The sequence below is a fragment of the Streptomyces sp. NBC_01216 genome (genome assembly GCF_035994945.1).
Lineage (GTDB): Bacteria > Actinomycetota > Actinomycetes > Streptomycetales > Streptomycetaceae > Streptomyces.
The window spans coordinates 2,688,843-2,704,470 of the sequence record NZ_CP108677.1 but is presented as its reverse complement, the minus strand read 5'-3'; the positions used below and the strand labels follow the sequence as shown (position 1 = coordinate 2,704,470).

The 15,628-nt window shown below is 72.8% G+C and carries 13 protein-coding genes; 10 read left to right on the top strand and 3 right to left on the bottom strand.

Annotation, left to right across the window (positions count from 1 at the left end; translation table 11 throughout):
- Window positions 1-409: 409 nt before the first annotated feature.
- Both OG393_RS11555 and OG393_RS11550 read left to right on the top strand, forming a co-directional pair.
- A complete protein-coding gene (locus OG393_RS11555; RefSeq protein ID WP_327378391.1) occupies window positions 410-1,072 on the top strand; it encodes an RNA polymerase sigma factor in 663 nt (220 codons plus the stop codon).
- Window positions 1,072-2,043, top strand: coding sequence for a hypothetical protein (locus OG393_RS11550; RefSeq protein WP_327374580.1), 972 nt, complete (start codon window positions 1,072-1,074; stop codon window positions 2,041-2,043). Before OG393_RS11555 ends, OG393_RS11550 begins: the two co-directional genes overlap by 1 nt.
- A 324-nt stretch (window positions 2,044-2,367) precedes the next feature.
- Here OG393_RS11550 and OG393_RS11545 read toward each other — a convergent pair whose 3' ends face one another.
- Window positions 2,368-3,252, bottom strand: a complete 885-nt coding sequence (locus OG393_RS11545; RefSeq protein WP_327374579.1) for a L,D-transpeptidase family protein — start codon at window positions 3,250-3,252, stop codon at window positions 2,368-2,370.
- 196 nt (window positions 3,253-3,448) lie between these two features.
- Here OG393_RS11545 and OG393_RS11540 point away from each other — a divergent pair, with 196 nt between their 5' ends.
- The 3 genes from OG393_RS11540 to OG393_RS11530 all read left to right on the top strand — a co-directional run bounded on the left by OG393_RS11540 (window position 3,449) and on the right by OG393_RS11530 (window position 6,722).
- Window positions 3,449-5,029 (top strand): acyl-CoA mutase large subunit family protein, encoded by a 1,581-nt coding sequence (locus tag OG393_RS11540; protein ID WP_327374578.1) that lies wholly within the window; start codon window positions 3,449-3,451, stop codon window positions 5,027-5,029.
- A 126-nt stretch (window positions 5,030-5,155) separates the two neighbouring features.
- Window positions 5,156-5,809 carry a leucine efflux protein LeuE gene (leuE, locus tag OG393_RS11535; protein ID WP_327374577.1) on the top strand — a complete coding sequence of 218 codons (654 nt, stop codon included), beginning with the start codon at window positions 5,156-5,158 and terminating at the stop codon, window positions 5,807-5,809.
- Between the two features lie 91 nt (window positions 5,810-5,900).
- Window positions 5,901-6,722: a MerR family transcriptional regulator gene (locus OG393_RS11530; protein ID WP_327374576.1), complete on the top strand. Its 822-nt coding sequence runs from the start codon at window positions 5,901-5,903 to the stop codon at window positions 6,720-6,722.
- A 104-nt stretch (window positions 6,723-6,826) separates the two neighbouring features.
- Here OG393_RS11530 and OG393_RS11525 read toward each other — a convergent pair whose 3' ends face one another.
- Together OG393_RS11525 and OG393_RS11520 are read right to left on the bottom strand one after the other, a co-directional pair.
- Window positions 6,827-8,278, bottom strand: coding sequence for a polysialyltransferase family glycosyltransferase (locus tag OG393_RS11525; protein WP_327374575.1), 1,452 nt, complete (start codon window positions 8,276-8,278; stop codon window positions 6,827-6,829).
- Window positions 8,275-9,291 (bottom strand): glycosyltransferase family 2 protein, encoded by a 1,017-nt coding sequence (locus tag OG393_RS11520; RefSeq protein WP_327374574.1) that lies wholly within the window; start codon window positions 9,289-9,291, stop codon window positions 8,275-8,277. The genes OG393_RS11525 and OG393_RS11520 overlap by 4 nt, the downstream gene beginning before the upstream one ends.
- Before the next feature lie 188 nt (window positions 9,292-9,479).
- Here OG393_RS11520 and OG393_RS11515 point away from each other — a divergent pair, with 188 nt between their 5' ends.
- From OG393_RS11515 to OG393_RS11495, 5 genes are all read left to right on the top strand, one after another.
- Complete coding sequence (locus OG393_RS11515; protein ID WP_327374573.1) at window positions 9,480-10,781, top strand: DUF6716 putative glycosyltransferase; 1,302 nt, start codon at window positions 9,480-9,482, stop codon at window positions 10,779-10,781.
- Entirely contained in the window at window positions 10,781-11,968 is a 1,188-nt protein-coding gene (locus tag OG393_RS11510; RefSeq protein WP_327374572.1) for an acylneuraminate cytidylyltransferase, read from the top strand. Before OG393_RS11515 ends, OG393_RS11510 begins: the two co-directional genes overlap by 1 nt.
- A gap of 14 nt (window positions 11,969-11,982) precedes the next feature.
- A complete protein-coding gene (locus tag OG393_RS11505) occupies window positions 11,983-12,876 on the top strand; it encodes an N-acetylneuraminate synthase family protein (RefSeq protein ID WP_327374571.1) in 894 nt (297 codons plus the stop codon).
- A complete protein-coding gene (locus OG393_RS11500; RefSeq protein ID WP_327374570.1) occupies window positions 12,873-14,099 on the top strand; it encodes a hypothetical protein in 1,227 nt (408 codons plus the stop codon). The genes OG393_RS11505 and OG393_RS11500 overlap by 4 nt, the downstream gene beginning before the upstream one ends.
- Window positions 14,100-14,215: 116 nt before the next feature.
- Window positions 14,216-15,436 carry an amidohydrolase gene (locus OG393_RS11495; RefSeq protein WP_327374569.1) on the top strand — a complete coding sequence of 407 codons (1,221 nt, stop codon included), beginning with the start codon at window positions 14,216-14,218 and terminating at the stop codon, window positions 15,434-15,436.
- Window positions 15,437-15,628: the final 192 nt, after the last annotated feature.

Sequence of the window (15,628 nt, the reverse complement as noted above, 5' to 3'; positions counted from 1 at the left end):
GGAGGCGGCCGTCGCTTCCGAGGGTGCTTCGAGGGGTGCTTCCCGGGATGGCGGACGGCTGGTCGGCCGCGTGCGGCGCATCGGCCGGCGATCCCGCGCGTCGTCCCGAGCCCGAGCGGGCGCCGCGGAGACGACCGAGGCCGCCACCCCCCACAGGAGAGGCCCCGGTCGCCGTCCGCCGGGGCCGCAGCACGGTCCCGTATTCCTCTCAGCGCCGCGCGTGCGTTTTCTGTCACACCGCCCGAGACCGGGGAAGGTTGCAGGTTGTACTAAGACCGGACGAACATGGACCGGACGAACACGGACCGGACGCACATGGACGGAACGACGGGGAAGGACGTAGCGTGCTGCTGCGCGCCGGGCGGCGTGGCGGTGGTGACCAGCCGCGATGACGAACAGGTTGTGGGGAGTGCTCGGGGACGACGCGGAGCTGACGGCCGCGGTGCTCGCTGCGCAGAACGGGGACGAGGACGCGTTCCGTACTGTGTACCGCGCCGTGCATCCTCGGTTGCTCGGCTACATACGGACGCTCGTCGGTGACGCGGACGTCGAGGACGTCGCCTCCGAGGCATGGCTGCAGATCGCCCGCGACCTGGACCGCTTCAGCGGGGACGCGGACCGCTTCCGCGGCTGGGCGGCGCGCATCGCCCGCAACCGGGCGCTCGACCACCTCCGCATGCGGGGCAGACGCCCCGCGGCGGCGGGTGACGAGACCGAGCTCACCGACAAACCCGCCGACTCCGACACCGCGGACGAGGCCCTGGAAGCCCTGGCCACCGGCCACACCATGAATCTCATCGCGCAACTTCCGCAGGACCAGGCCGAGGCCGTGGTGCTCCGGGTCGTCGTCGGCCTGGACGCCAGGAGCGCGGCGGACACGCTCGGGAAACGTCCCGGCGCGATACGGACCGCGGCCCACCGCGGACTCAAGCGGCTCGCCGAACTCCTGGGTGACGACGACACCGCCGCCGGACAGCTCGGCGGTGTGCCTCCGCAGCGCGGTCGCAGGCCGGGGGCCCCGGCCTCCGGCGGTGTGACGCAATCCCGTGCGCGGACGCAGAAGGACATGTGATGGCCGACGAGCGCAACCAGTGGCTCGACCAGGAGGCCGCGGAGCGGCTGCTCCGCGGCCTGCCGGTCGAGGACGTCGACGATCACACCCGTGACCGGGTCGAACGGCTCGCCCGTGCCCTGGACGCGGCCCGGCCCGCGGCCCTCGCCTCCGCCGCCGAAGGCGAACTTCCCGGCGAGTCGGCCGCCCTGGCCGCCTTCCGCGCGGCGGCGGCCGAGCGCGCCGCCGCGTCCCGGCCCGAGGCAGCCACCGCGACGCCACCGCTCCCGGTGCCCGCCGACGGCGAACTGGCCGGAGTACGGATCGCGCCGCCGGCCGCCGCACGGCGCTGGGGCCGTTCGCTGCGTTTCGGCCTGGCCGCCGCGGTCGCCGCCGTCGCGGTCGGCGGTGTCGCGGTCGCCGCGGGTACGGGCGTGCTGTCGACGCCCTTCGACGAGACCCCCGCGCCCGCCGGCTCCGTCACGGTCGCCGAGAGCCCCCGGCTGCCCGTCTCCGTTACGCCGCGGGAGGGTGCCGGCACGGTCACTCCGTCGGCGCCTTCCGAGGGGGAGAGTCCCGCATCCGGCCCGTCCGTGCCGCCGGTCAGCCCCGGCGTCACGCAGACCCCCGAGGTGACCGGCGGTCCCACCGCCGGCACTCCCGAACCCGGGCCGAGTGCCGAGGGCCCGGACCGGGACGCCGTCGCACTGCGCACCAAGATCGTCGAGGCGTGTCAGGACTACCAGGCCGGACACCTCTCCGAGAGAGACCGACGTCGGCTGACGGACTCCGCGCGGACCGGCGAGACCGTCCGGCGCTACTGCGACCGTGTCCTCGCGGGCGCCACGACCGGACCCGGAGCCTCCCGGGGCGCCTCGGCGGGCGGCTCCGGGCGTAGCTCGGGCGGCGCGGGGGACGACGTGAGCGATGACGTCTCCGGTGGCGCGGGCGACCGGGCCTCGGGTGGCTCCGGCCGCGGCGACGAGGGCTGACAACCGCCTCGCCCCCGGTCGCGATACCGCGACATGGCCGACCGTTCCGGCGCCCAGTTCCGGCTCCCGCGGCACCTGATCCCGCGGGGACACGCCCCGCATGTCCCCGCCACGGTCCCGCGCTCCCCCTTCCGGCGGCCTCGTGTCCCACCGGGTGTGACACTTTTCGGCCGCTTGGCGCAGTACTGAGTGAGCCGACTGGTCATCGGCCGCGCGAGTGAGCCGGGGTTCCCCCCGTACCTACGGCTCCGCGCACGGCGCGGGTGGGACACGTTCCCCCGGTCCCACCCGCGCCCTCACTTCTCCGGCGCCGCGCCGCGCGTCTCACCAGTGGACGACGACCTTGTCGCCGACCTTCACCTGGTCGAAGAGCGAGGCGATCCTGCCCCGGTCCCGGACGTTGACGCAGCCGTGCGAGGCACCGTTGTAGCCGCGGGCCGCGAAGTCGGCCGAGTAGTGCACGGCCTGGCCCCCGCTGAAGAACATCGCGAACGGCATCGACGTGTGGTAGAGCGTCGAGACGTGGTCCCGGCTCTTGAAGTCGACCTTGAAGACGCCCTCGCGGGTGGGGGTGTTCTCCGAGCCGAAGCGGACGTCCATCGAGGACACGACCTTGCCGTCGATCATCCAGGCGAGCGTCCTGCTCTCCTTGCTGATGCACAGCACCCGCCCGGTCAGGCAGCGCGCGTCGGGCTTGTCCAGCTTGTTGGTGGTGGCCGGCTTCAGCTCGTCCGCCGTGGGCCGGTGCGTCATGGCGAGCAGCCGCCGCCAGGTCGTCTCGTCCACCGAACCGGTCTGCGGAAGCTCCCGCTTCTTCTGGAAGCCCTTCACCGCGCCCCCCGTGATCGAGCCGTAGAAGCCGGTGGGGGCCCGGTCGAAGTACCCGACCTGGCGCAGCCGCGCCTGCAGCTCGCGTACCCGCTCGCTCTCGTCGCCGTCCTTCATCAGGACCCGGGCGGCGGGAGCCGTGGACGCGGGGGCGGCCGTGGTCGGCGCGGCGGACGGCTTGTCGTCCGCCGCCGGGGTCGTCGACGACGCGGACGGCGAGGGCGCCTCCGACGACGAGACCGGCGCGGCGGACACCGGAGTGGACGGCGCCGAGGAGCCGGCCGCGCCCTGGGGACCGGCGGCCTGCGCCGTGCACCCGGTGACGGCCGCCAGGGCGGCCACGGCCACGAGTGCTCTGCGGATGACGGACGAACGCTGCATCGGATTCCCCCCGGGACAAGTGCGTGTGTACCTGTTGGATGCTTCCCGCGGGCACTTGGTTGCGCACCCTCGCGAAGTCCGGCGCATGCTGTGAGGAAGGTCCCAGCGTGCGGCCCTCCACCGGCCGCACGGCCGCCGCTACAGTCCGTCGCGAGGGTCGGTACCGCTGAGTAGGTTCTATCGGGAGGCACAGCAGATGGCGCGCGAGTCGGAGTCGGGTCTGCCGATCGAGCCGGTCTACGGACCGGACGCGCTCGACGGGTGGGAGCCGGCCGGGAAGCTGGGCGAGCCGGGCGCGTACCCCTTCACCCGCGGCGTGTACCCGTCGATGTACACCGGACGCCCCTGGACGATGCGGCAGTACGCCGGCTTCGGTACCGCGGTGGAGTCCAACGCCCGGTACAAGCAGCTCATCGCCAACGGCACGATGGGCCTGTCGGTCGCCTTCGACCTGCCGACGCAGATGGGCCACGACTCGGACGCGCCGATCGCCTCGGGCGAGGTCGGCAAGGTCGGCGTCGCCATCGACTCGATCGACGACATGCGGGTCCTGTTCGACGGGATCCCGCTGGACAAGGTCTCGACGTCGATGACGATCAACGCGCCCGCCTCGCTCCTCCTGCTGCTGTACCAGCTCGTCGGCGAGGAGCAGGGCGTCCCCGCGGACAAGCTGACCGGGACCATCCAGAACGACGTGCTCAAGGAGTACATCGCACGCGGGACGTACATCTTCCCGCCCCAGCCGTCGCTGCGGCTGATCGCGGACATCTTCAAGTACTGCAAGGCCGAGATCCCGAAGTGGAACACCATCTCGATCTCCGGCTACCACATGGCGGAGGCCGGCGCCTCACCCGCGCAGGAGATCGCGTTCACCCTCGCCGACGGCATCGAGTACGTGCGGACCGCCGTCGCCGCAGGAATGGACGTCGACGACTTCGCGCCGCGCCTGTCCTTCTTCTTCGTGGCCCGCACCACCCTCCTCGAGGAGGTCGCCAAGTTCCGGGCGGCCCGCCGGATCTGGGCGCGGGTGATGAAGGAGGAGTTCGGCGCGAAGAACCCCAAGTCGCTGATGCTCCGTTTCCACACGCAGACCGCCGGCGTGCAGCTCACCGCCCAGCAGCCCGAGGTCAACCTGGTCCGGGTCGCCGTGCAGGGCCTGGCGGCCGTCCTCGGCGGGACGCAGTCGCTGCACACCAACTCCTTCGACGAGGCCATCGCCCTTCCGACGGACAAGTCCGCGCGGCTGGCCCTGCGGACCCAGCAGGTCCTCGCGTACGAGACGGACGTGACGGCCACCGTCGACCCGTTCGCCGGTTCCTACGTCGTCGAGAAGATGACCGACGACGTCGAGGCCGCGGCCCTGGAACTGATGGCCAGGGTCGAGGACATGGGCGGCGCGGTCCACGCCATCGAGCGCGGCTTCCAGAAGAACGAGATCGAGCGTTCCGCCTACCGGATCGCGCAGGAGACCGACAGCGGCGAGCGGGTCGTCGTCGGCGTCAACCGCTACACCGTCGACGTCGAAGAACCCTACGAACCCCTGCGTGTCGACCCGGCCATCGAGGCCCAGCAGGCCGAGCGTCTCGCCAGGCTGCGGGCCGACCGCGACCAGCGGGCCGTCGACGCGGCCCTCGCGGAGCTGAAGAAGGCGGCCGAGGGCACCGACAACGTGCTCTACCCGATGAAGTCCGCGCTCCGGGCCCGCGCCACCGTCGGCGAGGTCTGCGACGCGCTCCGCGAGGTCTGGGGCACCTACGTCCCCACCGACGCCTTCTGATCCGAGCACCGCGCCGGCGTTCCGCGGCCCGCTTTCCACGGGCCGTGGGACCGTCCGGCCCGCCCGGCGTCCGGTCCGTGGAATCCCCCGGGCGGAGTCTCGCACCGGTGTGCGACACTCCGCTCCATGCTGGGTGTCACCGATCTTCCGACCTATCTCGCGGGCCTCGTCCTCATCATCCTCCTGCCGGGGCCGAACTCGCTGTACGTGCTGTCCGTCGCGGCCCGCAAGGGCACCCGCACCGGCTACCGGGCGGCGGCCGGTGTCTTCACCGGTGACGCGGTCCTGATGACGCTGGCCGCCCTCGGCGCGGCCTCGCTGCTTCAGACCACTCCGCTTCTCTTCATGATCGTGAAGTACGCGGGAGCCGGCTACCTGACCTGGATGGCCATCGGCATGCTGCGGGCCGCGTGGGGCGTGTGGCGCAGCCGGGGCGAGGCGCCGACGAGCGAGCCGTCGGACGCACCAGCGGAGGCGGGGGAGCGCCCCTACCGCCGGGCGCTGGTCATCAGCCTCCTCAACCCGAAGGCCATCCTCTTCCTGATCTCCTTCTTCGTGCAGTTCGTGGACCCCGGCTACGCCTATCCGGCGCTGTCGTTCCTGGTCCTGGGCACCCTGCTCCAGCTCGGCAGCTTCCTCTACCTCACGACGCTGATCTTCGGCGGGACCCGGCTCGCCACCACCTTCCGCCGACGCCGGAGACTGTCGGCGGGGGCGACCTCCGCGGCCGGTGCCCTCTTCCTCGGCTTCGCCGCGAAGCTCTCCCTGAGCAGCGCCTGACCCGGTGCCGGACGCCCGGTGCGGTCCGGACACGCACGGGCCCGCCCGGCTTGACCCTGACACCGTGTGAGGCCGTTCCGTAGGAGTCGTCATGTTCACCATCGGAGACTTCGCCCGGCACGGGCGGGTGTCGGTCCGCATGCTGCGCCACTACGACGCCATCGGACTGCTGCGCCCGGCCCGGGTCGACCCGCACAGCGGATACCGCTTCTACGAGGCGGGACAGCTCGCCCGCCTCAACCGCGTCATCGCGCTCAAGGAGCTCGGCTTCACCCTGGAACAGGTGGGGTCGATCCTCGACGACCAGGTGGACGCGGCCGAACTGCGCGGCATGCTGCGCCTGCGCCGGGCCGAACTGGAATCGGCCCTGGCGGAGGCGGCGGGACGGCTGGCCCAGGTCGGCGCGCGGCTCCGAGCCATCGAGAGCGAGGGCCGCATGCCCACTCAGGACGTCGTGATCAAGAAGGTTCCGTCGGTCCGCCTGGCCGAACTGAGCGCCGTGGCGGGGAGTTTCGAACCCAAGGACATCAGCCCGGTCATCCAGCCGCTGTACGAGGAGCTGTGCGGCCTCCTGCGGCGCGCCGGGGTCTCCGGTTTCGGGCCGGGGATCGCGTACTACGAGGACGCGGGCGCGGGCGACGGCTCGATCGTGGTGCACGCCGGGATGACCGTCCCGGCCTGCGCCGAGGCGGAGGGCGTCGACTTCGTCGTGCTGCCCGGCCTGGAGCGGGCGGCGACCGTCGTCCACCACGGCTCGATGGACGCGCTGCTGCCGACGGTCCAGACCCTGGCCACCTGGATCGACGCCAACGGCTACCGGTCGACGGGTCACCCCCGCGAGCTGTACCTGGAGTGTCCGGAGGACCGCGCGCGGTGGGTGACCGAGCTGCAGGAGCCCGTCGCCCGCGTCTGAGAGCCCGCCGGGTGGCCTTCGGCCCGGCCAGAGGCCACCCCGCAGGTTCTGAGGGCGCCCGGCCCGGTGTCCCGGAACAGGGGGGCGGGACACCGGGCCGACGCTCAGCGGCGCAGCGCGCGCTTCAGCCGGCGTACCGCCGCCCGCGGACTGCGTACTCCGCGGCCGACCCGGCGCAGGACCGGCTTCAGCCGCAGGGCCCGCCGGGCCATGCGGCGGACCCGGGGGTGCCGGGGGACCGGCAGGCCGCCCGGCAGGCCCAGGACGGTGAGACGGCGGAGCGTGAGGTAGGGGCGGGTCCGCGCGGCCGAAGGACCCGAGAGGTGGCGCACCGCCGTCTCCCGCAGGTCCGGTCGTATCCGGGGCTGCATCGCGAAGCCCACCGCCGCGACCAGGTCCGCCGTCTCCGCGTGGCTCATCGGCCCCGGGCCTCTCCCGTCCGGGACCGCCGGTTCCTCCAGGTCGGGGACGAGCGCGTCGACCAGGACGAGCGGTACGCGGTTGCTGTTCCGGAACGGCGTCAGCCGTTCCAGCAGCGTGCGGGTGCCGACCCGGGCCACCGGGAGCCCGTAGAAGGAGCGGGCGGTCAGCAGCGCCGTCGAGAAGCAGCCCACCACCAGCGCCGGCCGCAGCTCCCGGTACAGCACTTCGGCGAGCACGGGCCGCTCGACGACGGTCAGGGCGGCACCGAGCCGCTCGGCCTCCCCTGCCAGCGAACGGGTCCAGGCGTCCGGGGCGGTCGGATGGGGCTTGAAGACGAGCCTGCGGTGTCCGCGCGCGACCGCGCCCCGGACCATCCGCAGGTGCAACTCCTCCTCCTCGGCCGGGGTGAGCAGCGACAGTGCCGCGAGGTACTGGCCGAGCAGCAGCACCGGTCCCCCCTCCGCCCCGCGCCCCGCCTCGCCGTCCTCCCGGTCGTCCCGGTCCTTTCGGCCCTCGCCGTCCTCCCGGTCGTCCGTCGTGGTACCGGCCGCGGACTCCGCGAGCACCTTCGTGAGCGCCTCCGTCGGCACCACCACCGGCTCCGCCCCGAACTCGGCGAGCAGCAGTGGTGCCAGTCCCGGCACCAGGTCCGGATGGAGTAGACGCCGGACCCGCTCGCCCACCAGCGGATCGAGCTTGTCGCGGGTGGGGCCGTAGCTCATCAGCCCGTCCGCGTACACGTCCAGGGCGGCGTCGGGGAACAGCCGGGCCACCGTCAGCGCGGGCGTCACGTGCACGGATTCCACGGCCAGTTCGATCCGGTCGTCGCCCAGCCCCCACAGGCGCCGCAGGTGCCGCTGAAGCAGTGGCAGGTCGTCCGGCCGGGGCGTCCAGCCGGCGGGGTGCAGCGGCGAGATCACCTCGTTCCAGGACAGGACGGCGTCGAAGCGGTCGCGCAGCGCCGCGAACCCCGGCATCTCGGCCGCCGAGGGAGTCGTCTCGGGGACGGCCGCGTTGTTCGCGACCAGCAGCAGCCGTCGGTCGGCCGGCGCGAAGCAGCCGCTGTCCAGGGCGGCGGCCAGGGTCGTCACGCCGTACAGCGTGGAGGCGTAGAAGATCTGGGTGGTCCTCACGCGGCGGCCCCCGCACCCGAGGTGCCGAGAGGACGCGGCGCCCCGGAGCCCGGCAGGCCGCGCCGTCGCCGCAGTCTGCGCAGGACGACCGCCCGCTCCGCGTCCATCGAGTCCAGCGCATCGCCGAGCACGTCCTGAGGCATGCGCCGCAGTGCCGCCGCGCTCATCACCCTCAATTGTCCCGCCACCTCCGGTTCGAATCTACCGGGATTTCCCACGTGATGAGAAATCAGCGCGCAATAGGTGCGGACGGCTTTGGGCAGAAGCCGTTCGGAATCCGGATCGTTCGTGGTTTCCTCGATCACCTGGTCGAATGCTCGGATGAAATCAAGCTGCCGCACGTCGCCGATCTGCGTGAGTGAGGTGGACACCCCGCGACGGTAGAAGAGGCCCAGTGTGCTCACCGCCGCGAACGACTCGGCCTCACGGTGCAGTCGCCAGATCCACGGTCGGTCCTCCGCCGTCCGCAGGCCGGGCGTGAAGTGCAGCAGCCCGCGGTCGAGCAGCCGCCGGTGGTAGAGCCCCGCCCAGGCGTACGGATAGTCCACCGACGTGGTCCGGTCGGCCGGCAGGATCGCGTCCCGGGGCCGCAGCACCTCACCGCGCCGCCCGACCGGGGACCGGCGGATGGTGCGCGTCCGGCCCGTGCACCGGACGTGGTCGGTGCGCAGGAAGTCGCAGCCCAGCTCCTCCATGGAGGACACGAGTCGCCCGTAGAAGCCGGGTGCCAGCCAGTCGTCGCCGTCGAGAAAGGCGAGGTAACGGCCACGTGCCGCGTCCAGACCGGTGTTGCGGGCGGTGGCCAGGCCCTCGTTGCGGGCGTGTCTGATCAGGACGGCTCCCGGGATCTCACGGGCCGCCCGGTCGAGGAGCTCCGCGGTCCCGTCCGTCGAGCAGTCGTCGACGAGTAGGAACTCGAAGTCCTCGCGGGCGTTGGCACGCAGGCTTGCGAGGGTGTCCGGGGCGTATGTCTGCACGTTGAAGAACGGCACGACGACGGAGAGCTTGACCACCCGGCCGACGTTATGCGCCGCCCCGGCATTCGTTCTGGCCGGCCGGGGAATGCCCGGTGAACACGAAGCGGCGGGCCGCTGAATCACCCCCCGTTCCCGGCCCTTTTCAGGACGTGGCACAGCGCTGTTCACCCTTTGTTGAGGAGTAGTTGGGCCGGGAACCGGAATGCCTCTCTAGCGTCCTGGACGTGCCAGCAAGTACCGAACAGGCCGTGCGCGTCGCCGTACTCGCCGATTCCGACACCCGGTGGAAATGGGGCGCGCTCACCGCGCGCCGCATCGTGGCCTCCGAACCCACCGGATTCGTCCTGAGGGGCCGAGCCACCCCCACCGCGCGTCAGCTCGCCGAGACCGGGGTCTCCAGCACACCGCCGCGCGAGGTGACGGGCGCCGAGTTCCTCCGCGAGGTGCGGGACGGAGCGGCCCGCGGGGAGGGGTACGACGTCGTCGTCCTCGCCCTCGTCGGCGGCACCGTGCGCGCCGTCCTCCAGGGACTGGCCGAACTCTCCCCGGGACGCCGTCCGGTGATCGTCACCGGCTACGTCGGCGTGGTCTACGAGAAGCTCGCCGACGGACTGCTGCTGCGCCACGGCGCGGACGTCGTGCTCGCCAACTCCCGCCACGACGCGGAACGGTTCCGCGCGGTGTACGAGGGGGTCGGCGCCGACGCCTCCTGCGTGGTGGAAGCCGCCCTGCCCTTCCTCGGCGGCGCCCCCTACGCCCGGGAGGCGGGCCGGGACACCCTGGTCTTCGCCGCCCAGCCCTCGGTGCCGGCGACCCGCCCGGAACGCCTCCACCTGCTGCACCGGCTCATCGGCCACGCTCGGCTGCACCCGGACCGCGAGGTCCTCCTCAAGCTCCGCTCCAGGCCCGGCGAGCACACCACCCACCTGGAGGAACTGCCCTACCAGCGGCTCGTCCGCGATCTCGCCACCCCGCCCAACTTCCGCCTGGTGTACGGGCATATGGGCGAGATCCTGGACCGTACCGACCTCCTGGTCACCGTCTCGTCGACGGCTGCGCTCGAAGCCCTGCACCGGCGCGTCCCGACCGCGGTCCTCACCGACCTCGGCGTGCGCGAGGTGCTCGGCAACCACCACTTCATCGGCTCGGGGCTGCTGACCTCCTTCGAGCGGCTCGACGCCGGCGAGTTCCCGCGGCCGGACGAGGACTGGCTCGCCCGTCAGGGCGTCGCCGCCGGGGGCGCGTCCTCCCCGGAAGCCTCGTACGAGACCGCGTTCGACGCGGCCCGGAAGCGGGTGGCCGAACTGCTCGCCCGGCCGGAACTGCCCCCGGTCACCCCCTACTACACCGCGGAGACGGCCCCCGGCTACCTGCCCGGGATCCTCGCCCGCCACCGCCTGGACGCAGACGCTCCCGAGCCCCGCGACAGCGGACTGCGCCGGATCGTCCGCGAGGCGGCCCGAGGCGCGTACCGCCACGGCGTCCAGCGCGTGGCGCCCGTCATCCGCCGCCTGGGAGAACTCTGATGACGTCCACCACCACCGTGCTCGCCGTGATCCCCGCGAGGGGCGGTTCCAAGGGCGTCCCCGCCAAGAACCTGGCCCCGGTGGCGGGGCTGCCGCTCGTGGCCCGCGCCGTCCGCGCCTGCCGGGACGCCCGGCTGGTCACCGACGTCGTCGTCTCCACGGACGACGCGGAGATCGCGGCGGCCGGCCGGGCGGTCGGCTCCGAGGCGGTCCACCGCCCGGCGGCGATCGCCGGGGACACGGCGAGCAGCGAGTCCGCCGTGCTGCACGCCATGGACGCCTTCGAGGCCACCCACGGCCGCCGGGTCGACGTGGTCCTCCTGGTCCAGTGCACCAGCCCCTTCCTCACCGCCGACGACGTGAACGGCGCCGTCGAGCCGATCGTCGCGGGCGCGGCGGAGACCGCCCTCACCGTCGCCCCGAGCCACGGCTTCCTCTGGCGCCGGACCGAAAGCGGCGGCACCGGCGTCAACCACGACAAGGCGCACCGCCCGCGCCGGCAGGACCGGGAACCCGAGTACCTGGAGACCGGCGCCGTCTACGCGATGGACGCCGAGGGCTTCCGCGGCCACCGGCACCGCTTCTTCGGCCGCACCGCGCTCGTCGTGTCCGATCCCGCCCGAGTGCTGGAGATCGACGACCCGCACGACCTCGCCCGCGCCCGCGCGCTCGCCCCGCTGCTGGACACCCCGCTCACGCCCCGGGCCGAGGACGTCGACGCGGTCGTCCTGGACTTCGACGGCACCCAGACCGACGACCGGGTCCACATCGACGCCGACGGGCGCGAGTTCGTCTCGGTGCACCGGGGCGACGGCCTCGGCATCGCCGCCCTGCGTCGTGCCGGCATCCCCCTCCTGATCCTCTCCACCGAGCAGAACCCCGTCGTCGCCGCCCGCGCCCGCAAGCTCCGCATCCCCGTCCTGCACGGCGTCGACCGCAAGGACCTCGCCCTCAAGCAGTGGTGCGAGGAGCAGGGGATCGACCCCCAGCGGGTGCTCTACGCCGGCAACGACGTCAACGACCTGCCCTGCTTCCACCTCGTCGGCTGGCCCGTCGCGGTGGGCAGCGCCCATGACTCCGTACGGGCCGCCGCCCGTGCGGTCACTGTCACTCCCGGCGGCTCCGGAGCCATCCGGGAGATCGCCGCCTGGCTCCTCGGACCCGAGCTCCACACCCCCAACACCTAAGGAACGGCACGCACATGAACACCCGCCTCCGGACCCTCGGCAGCAAGACCGCGGGCCCCGGCCACGCCGTCTACGTCACCGGCGAGATCGGCATCAACCACAACGGCGACCTGAACAACGCCTTCGAGCTCATCGACGTGGCCGCCGACGCCGGCTGCGACGCCGTGAAGTTCCAGAAGCGCACGCCGGAGATCTGCACTCCCCGCGACCAGTGGGACATCGAGCGTGACACCCCCTGGGGCCGCATGACCTACATCGACTACCGCCACCGCGTGGAGTTCGGCGAGGACGAGTACCGCGCCATCGACGAGCACTGCCGCAAGCGCGGCATCGACTGGTTCGCCTCCCCGTGGGACACCGAGGCCGTGGCCTTCCTGGAGAAGTTCGACGTGCCGGCGCACAAGGTCGCCTCGGCCTCGCTGACCGACGACGAGCTGCTGCGCGCGCTGCGTTCCACCGGCCGCACCGTCATCCTGTCGACCGGCATGTCCACCCCGAAGCAGATCCGCCACGCCGTCGAGGTGCTGGGCAGCGACAACATCCTGCTCTGCCACGCCACCTCGACCTACCCGGCGAAGGCCGAGGAGCTCAACCTGCGGGTGATCGGCACCCTCATGGAGGAGTACCCGAACGTCCCGATCGGCTACTCCGGCCACGAGACCGGCCTGCAGACCACGCTGGCCGCCGTCGCGCTGGGCGCCACCTTCGTCGAGCGTCACATCACCCTCGACCGCGCGATGTGGGGTTCCGACCAGGCCGCCTCGGTCGAGCCGCAGGGCCTCCAGCGGCTGGTCCGCGACATCCGCACCATCGAGGCCGCTCTCGGCGACGGCGTCAAGAAGGTCTACGACTCCGAGCTCGGCCCGATGAAGAAGCTCCGCCGGGTCCAGGGCCTCGTCGCCGCATGAACGGCCGGCTGGCGTTCGTCGAGAGCCCGGTCCAGCTCCTGAACGTCCTGGAGTGGGCGCACGCCCAGGTCACCGGCGCGCCCGGCGGAGACGATCCCGGCCGCACCGGTGCCGCCCCCACCGCCCAGGGACCGTCCGGCGCCGCCCCGCGCGGGCGCGCGGCGGTCCCGGGGGGCCGTCCCCCGGCCGGTGGGGCCGCGGACCGGCCGCCGGAGTCCGGACCGGGCCCCGCGCCGGCCGCCCACGACCTCACGGTCGTCGTCCTCTCGCCGACCGACCCCATGTCGCGCGGCCAGCTGCGGCGGATGGCGCAGCTGGCCCGGGAGGACGGCTTCAGCGTCCGCTGGCAGGAGGCACGGGAGGGGCGCGGTTCGCTCGCCCGGACACTGCGCGACCTCGCCCCGCTGCTGCGGGCGGCGGAACGGATCATCGTCGGTGACCCGTTCTCCCGCTACGTCCAGCTGCTGCTGACACTGTTCGGTCCCCGGCACCTCACGGTCGTCGACGACGGCACGGCCACGATGGAGTTCGCCGCCCAGCTGACGCGCGGCGAGCGACTGGTCCGCTGGCACCGGCGCGGCAGTCTCCGCCCCCGCGACCTGCTCCTCGCCCCGGTCTCCTCCCTCGCCCGGCGCAGGCTCGCTCCCACCCGCGGCCGCACGGTCGAGATCTTCACCTCGCTGCCCGTCGAGGCGCCCCCCGGCACCACCGTCACCCCGCACGCCTTCGCCTGGACCCGTGCCCGCTTCGGTCCGCCCCGCCTCACCCGAGGCGCCGACCTGGTGGGGACCTCGCTGGTCGAGACGGGCGTGGTCGACGCGGACCGTTACATCCAGGCGGTCGCCGACCTGGCCCGCACGCACGGTGCGACCCGCTACTTCGCGCACCGCCGGGAGAGGCCGGCGAAACTCCACCGGATCGCGGTCGAGACCGGGCTGGAGATCGTGCGGCCCGATCTGCCGCTGGAGCTCATCGCGCGGCGCGGGCCGATCGGCCGTACCGTCGTGAGCTTCCCGTCCACCGTCGTGCACACCCTGCCGCTCGCCCTCGCGGGGACGGGGGTGAAGGTGGCGGTCTGCGAGGTCGCGCCGGAGTGGCTGCTGGAAAACGTCTCGGAGCGCGCCCAGGGCTTCCTGTCGGGCGTCGCCGGCACGGCGGCCCACGAGGTCGACCGGCTCACGGCCCGTGCCGCCCCGGCGATGGAGCGGTTCGAATTCGGGTGAGGTTACCCACAAGGAGTGGTCGTCATGCCTCGTGAGTCGACTTTCTTTCCCCTATCGGGTTGAAGTTTTCGTGATCGACGGGCAGTTGATCTCTCTTGGGGCCTACCCTTCAAAAGGTGAACCAGTTGAAGTCCCGCGAGCCCGGCTCCGTCGTCCTGCCCGGAAAGCTGTCCGAAACCCTGCGTGCCGAACTTGTCACGTTCCGCAGGGACTTGCACATGCACCCCGAGCTCGGCAACCAGGAGTTCCGTACCACCGCAGCGCTCAAGGCCCGCCTGGAGGCGGCCGGGCTGGCGCCGAGGGTACTGGCGACGGGCACCGGACTTCTCTGTGACATCGGCACCTGGGACGACCTGCGCCCGATGCTGGCGATCCGCGCCGACATCGACGCACTGCCCATTCCCGACGTCAAGACCGTCGCGTACCGGTCCACCGTGCCCAACCGCGCGCACGCGTGCGGTCACGACGTCCACACCACCACCGTCCTCGGCGCCGGTCTGGTCCTGGCCGAGCTCGACCGCCAGGGGCTCCTGCCCCACGCCGTGCGGCTGATCTTCCAGCCCGCGGAGGAGGTGCTCCCCGGCGGCGCCGCCGACGCCATCGGCTCCGGTGTTCTGGACGGGGTCGGCCGGATCATCGCCGTGCACTGCGACCCGAAGGTGGACGCGGGCCGGATCGGGCTGCGCCCCGGCCCCATCACCTCCGCCTGCGACCGCCTCGAGGTGACGCTCGACGGCCCCGGCGGTCACACCGCCCGCCCTCACCTGACCACGGACCTGGTCACCGCCGCCGCGCGGGTCGCCGTCGACGTCCCCGCCCTGCTCGCCCGCCGGGTGGACGCCCGTTCCGGTCTGGCCGTCACCTGGGGCCGGATCGAGGCCGGCCACGCCTGCAACGTGATCCCGCAGCGCGCCGAGCTGTCCGGCACCGTCCGCTGCCTCGAGCTGCCGGCCTGGCGTGACGCGCCCGACCTGGTCCACGCGGCCATCGACGAGGTCGCCGCCCTGCACCACGCCAAGTCGACGGTGAACTACATCCGGGGCGTCCCGCCGGTCGTCAACGACCCGGTCGTCACCGAACTGCTCCGGGACGCGATGACGGCGCGCCGCGGACCGTATGCGATCGAGGACACCGAGCAGAGCCTCGGTGGGGAGGACTTCTCCTGGTACCTGGAGCACGTGCCGGGCGCCATGGCCCGTCTGGGCGTCCGGGCGCCGGGCGACACGACACGCCGGGACCTGCACTGCGGCGACTTCGACGTGGACGAACACGCCATCGAGGTCGGGGTGGAGTTCTTCACCGCCGCGGCCCTGCTGGACGCCGCGCCGACACGCTGACGCGGGGTGGCCGGGAGGGCGGTCTCCGCGACGTGTCTCCCAGGCCGAGACGTCCGGCCGCTCCTCACCCCGTGCGCGGTGGCCACACTGTCCGGCCCGGTTTCCGGGCCGGACAGGCGTGGCGCGTGTACGCTCCGCTACATCGTGCCGCGCTGGACTCTGGCTCGTTCGCGACGATCCGATAACGACTCA